At 62.0% G+C, this 3046-nt stretch carries 4 protein-coding genes; 3 read left to right on the forward strand and 1 reads right to left on the reverse strand.

Annotated elements, in window-relative coordinates:
• Nucleotides 1–762: putative inorganic carbon transporter subunit DabA (locus tag BGO16_RS03665; RefSeq protein WP_292617245.1), on the forward strand; the 762-nt coding region annotated here is incomplete at its 5' end.
• A complete protein-coding gene (locus BGO16_RS03670; protein ID WP_292617246.1) occupies nucleotides 759–1085 on the forward strand; it encodes a P-II family nitrogen regulator in 327 nt (108 codons plus the stop codon). The genes BGO16_RS03665 and BGO16_RS03670, both read left to right, overlap by 4 nt.
• On the opposite strand, the gene BGO16_RS03675 is transcribed toward BGO16_RS03670, so the two are convergent.
• On the reverse strand, nucleotides 1026–2006 hold the full coding sequence (locus tag BGO16_RS03675; protein ID WP_292617247.1) for a LysR family transcriptional regulator: 981 nt from the start codon (nucleotides 2004–2006) through the stop codon (nucleotides 1026–1028). The two genes, BGO16_RS03670 and BGO16_RS03675, sit on opposite strands and share 60 nt — an antisense overlap.
• A gap of 207 nt (nucleotides 2007–2213) precedes the next feature.
• On the opposite strand from BGO16_RS03675, the gene BGO16_RS03680 reads away from it, so the two are divergent.
• Nucleotides 2214–3046, forward strand: an 833-nt coding sequence (locus BGO16_RS03680) for a ribulose-bisphosphate carboxylase large subunit (protein WP_292617248.1), incomplete at its 3' end; no start/stop codon positions are given.

A 3046-nucleotide genomic window follows, 5' to 3' on the forward strand; every position in this document is an offset into this window, starting at 1 on the left:
GATGCCATCGAGCTGTTCGACCTCGATCTGCTGCCGCCCCATCACCTGGTCTATCTGGATCGCCTGCGCAACGGCCTGCTCGCGGCGTCCAAGCTGGCCGCGGCCGAGCGCATGCCCAAGCTGCTGCCGGAAGCACGGGCGATCAAGCCGGCGCAGGCCTGGCGCCTGGCGCATCGCCTGGCGGTGGACTGGGCGCAGGTGCGGCCCGAATGGGGGCTGTCGAAGAACGTGTATGGCATCGTCGGGCGGCGCTCGCTTTCAGAGTGTGCCGATCTGCAAGGCCGTCCCTTCCTGATGTCGTACGACTGGCGCTGCGACCCCAAGGGGCGCCTGCTTGAAAACCTGCTGGCGGCGCCTGTGGTGGTGGGCGAGTGGATCAACCTCGAACACTTTTTCTCCACCGTCGACAATGCCCGTCTGGGCAGCGGCAGCAAGGTCTACCACAACGTGGCCGGGCGCTTCGGCGTGATGACCGGCAACCTGAGCGATCTGCGTACCGGCCTGCCGACGCAGACGGTGATGCGCGAGGGCCAGCCCTATCATGAGCCGATGCGCATGATCGCGTTGATCGAGGCGCCGCTGGATTTTGCCGCGCGCGCGCTGCAAAACGTGGTCAAGGCCAAAAGCCTGGTGCTCGGCGGGTGGATTCGCGCCATCGTCATCGATCCCACCCAGGGCTACAAGCCTTTCGTCTTCAACAATGGCCAGTGGGAGGAGCGCCCGCCTCTCGTTGCTCCGGCCAAGGAGGAATACGTCGCATGAACGCGATCAAACTGCATCCGCTGAAAAAGCTGGAAATCATTCTCGCGGGCGAGCACAAGGAATTCGCCACCGATTTGCTCGATCGCGCCGGAGTTAAGGGCTACACCATCGTCGGCAATCTGTCGGGCAAGGGCAGTCACGGCCTGTATGGAGGGCACCTGATGTTCAACGAGGACGACGTCCTCATCATGATCATCGCCGCCGTACCGCAAAGCTTGGCCGATTCGCTGCTCGACGGATTTCAGCCGTTTTTCGACGCCCATTCAGGTGTGATTTTCGTCAGTGACATCCATGTTGGCCGCCCGGTCAAGTTTATGGCGTAGCGGGCCGGGCCGGGGGTGCTTGGGCGAGGCCAGCCGGCGCGCCTGCTCAGTGAGGAACGCCAGAAAGGACTGCGCCACCGCCGATAGCCGCTTGCCCTTGCGGTGCACGACGAACCATTGCCGCACGATCGGAAAACTCTCCACGTCGAGAGTGACCAAACGGCGTGTTGCCAGTTCCAGCTCCAGGGTGTGCAGCGACAGAATGCCCAACCCCAGCCCGGCTTCAACCGCCTGCTTGATGGCCTCGTTGCTGCTCATCTCCATCACCGAATGGAATTCCACGCCATGACGGGAGAAATGTCGCTCGGCGGCATGGCGCGTGCCCGAGCCGGGCTCGCGGGTAATGAACGGCTGGTGACCCAGTTGCGCCAACGGAATTTTCCGGCGTTCGGCCAGGGGATGCGTGGGCGAGGCGATGACCATCAGCGGGTTGTCGAGGAACCCGCGCGCGACGAGCTCGGCGTCCTCTGGCGGTTGCCCCATGATCGCCAGATCCTGGTTTGAAGCCGAGAGCGTCTCGAGGATATGCGTCTGGTTGGACACCTGGAGCCGCACCTGCACCTTGGCGTGACAGGCGCAGAAAGCTGCGATCAGCTTCGGCATGAAATAGTTGGCCGTACTGGCCACAGTGAGGTCGAGTTCCCCGCGATGAATACCGCGGTACTCCTCCATCGCGGACGTGAGATCGCGCATCTTGGCGCTGATGAGCGTGGCGTGCCGATGCAACTCGCGACCGGCGTCGGTCGGCTGGATCTGTTTTCCGACGTGGTCGAACAGCGGTACGCCGATCTGTTCTTCTAGGTGTCGCATTTGCATCGAAACCGCTGGCTGGGTCAGGTGTAGCGCGTCGGCTGCGCGCGTAAAGCTCCGCTGACGCACCACCGCGTCGAAGATCTGAAGCTGCCGGAGTGTCAGGTACATGGTTTGATGCATAAGCCATCCTAATGCATCTGATCAAAAATAACAATTCGCGTTTATGCGGACACTTCTTTATCACGGCTCGTGAATCGACGGGCTGTGCTGAAAATACACGAACGTCATCCCCGGGCCGAGTGGGGGTGGCCCCCGCATCGCGGTAGGTCCTCGCCCGTTCGCCACCGCAAAGCGCGCATGAAGGAGTCCTCGAATATGGCAGTCAAAACCTACCAGGCCGGCGTCACGGAATATCGGCAAAGCTACTGGCAGCCGGATTACGCGCCTCTCGACACCGATATCTTGGCATGTTTCAAGATTACGCCGCAGCCGGGGGTGGATCGCGAAGAGGCGGCAGCGGCGGTGGCTGCGGAGTCATCCTGCGGCACCTGGACCACGGTGTGGACCGACCTGCTGACTGACCTCGACTACTACAAGGGACGCGCCTATCGCCTTGAGGACGTGCCGGGCGACGATACGTGCTTTTATGCTTTCATTGCCTATCCCATCGACCTTTTCGAGGAAGGCTCGGTTGTCAACGTGTTCACCTCGCTGGTGGGCAACGTGTTCGGGTTTAAGGCTGTCCGCGCGCTTCGCCTAGAGGATCTGCGCTTCCCCATCGCTTACGTGAAGACCTGCGGTGGTCCGCCCCACGGCATTCAGGTCGAGCGCGACAAGCTCAACAAATACGGCCGCCCACTGCTGGGCTGCACCATCAAGCCCAAGCTCGGCCTGTCCGCCAAGAACTACGGCCGCGCCTGCTACGAAGCCCTGCGTGGCGGTCTGGACTTCACCAAGGACGACGAGAACATCAACAGCCAGCCATTCATGCGTTGGCGCGACCGTTTCGATTTCGTGATGGAAGCGGTCCAGAAAGCCGAACAGGAAACCGGCGAGCGGAAGGGCCACTATCTCAACGTGACCGCGCCCACGCCTGAGGAAATGTACAAGCGCGCCGAGTATGCCAAGGAAATCCGCGCTCCGATCATCATGCACGATTACCTCGCCGGCGGTCTTTGCGCCAATGCGGGTCTGGCGAACTGGTGCCG

The sequence above is a fragment of the Nitrobacter sp. 62-23 genome, from assembly GCF_001897285.1.
Lineage (GTDB): Bacteria > Pseudomonadota > Alphaproteobacteria > Rhizobiales > Xanthobacteraceae > Nitrobacter.

What these genes read in the sequence shown, in the direction of transcription:
- BGO16_RS03670 (WP_292617246.1), top strand. Translation starts at nt 759, where the DNA reads ATGAACGCGATCAAACTGCATCCGCTGAAAAAGCTGGAAATCATTCTC.
- BGO16_RS03675 (WP_292617247.1), bottom strand. Translation starts at nt 2,006, where the DNA reads ATGTACCTGACACTCCGGCAGCTTCAGATCTTCGACGCGGTGGTGCGT.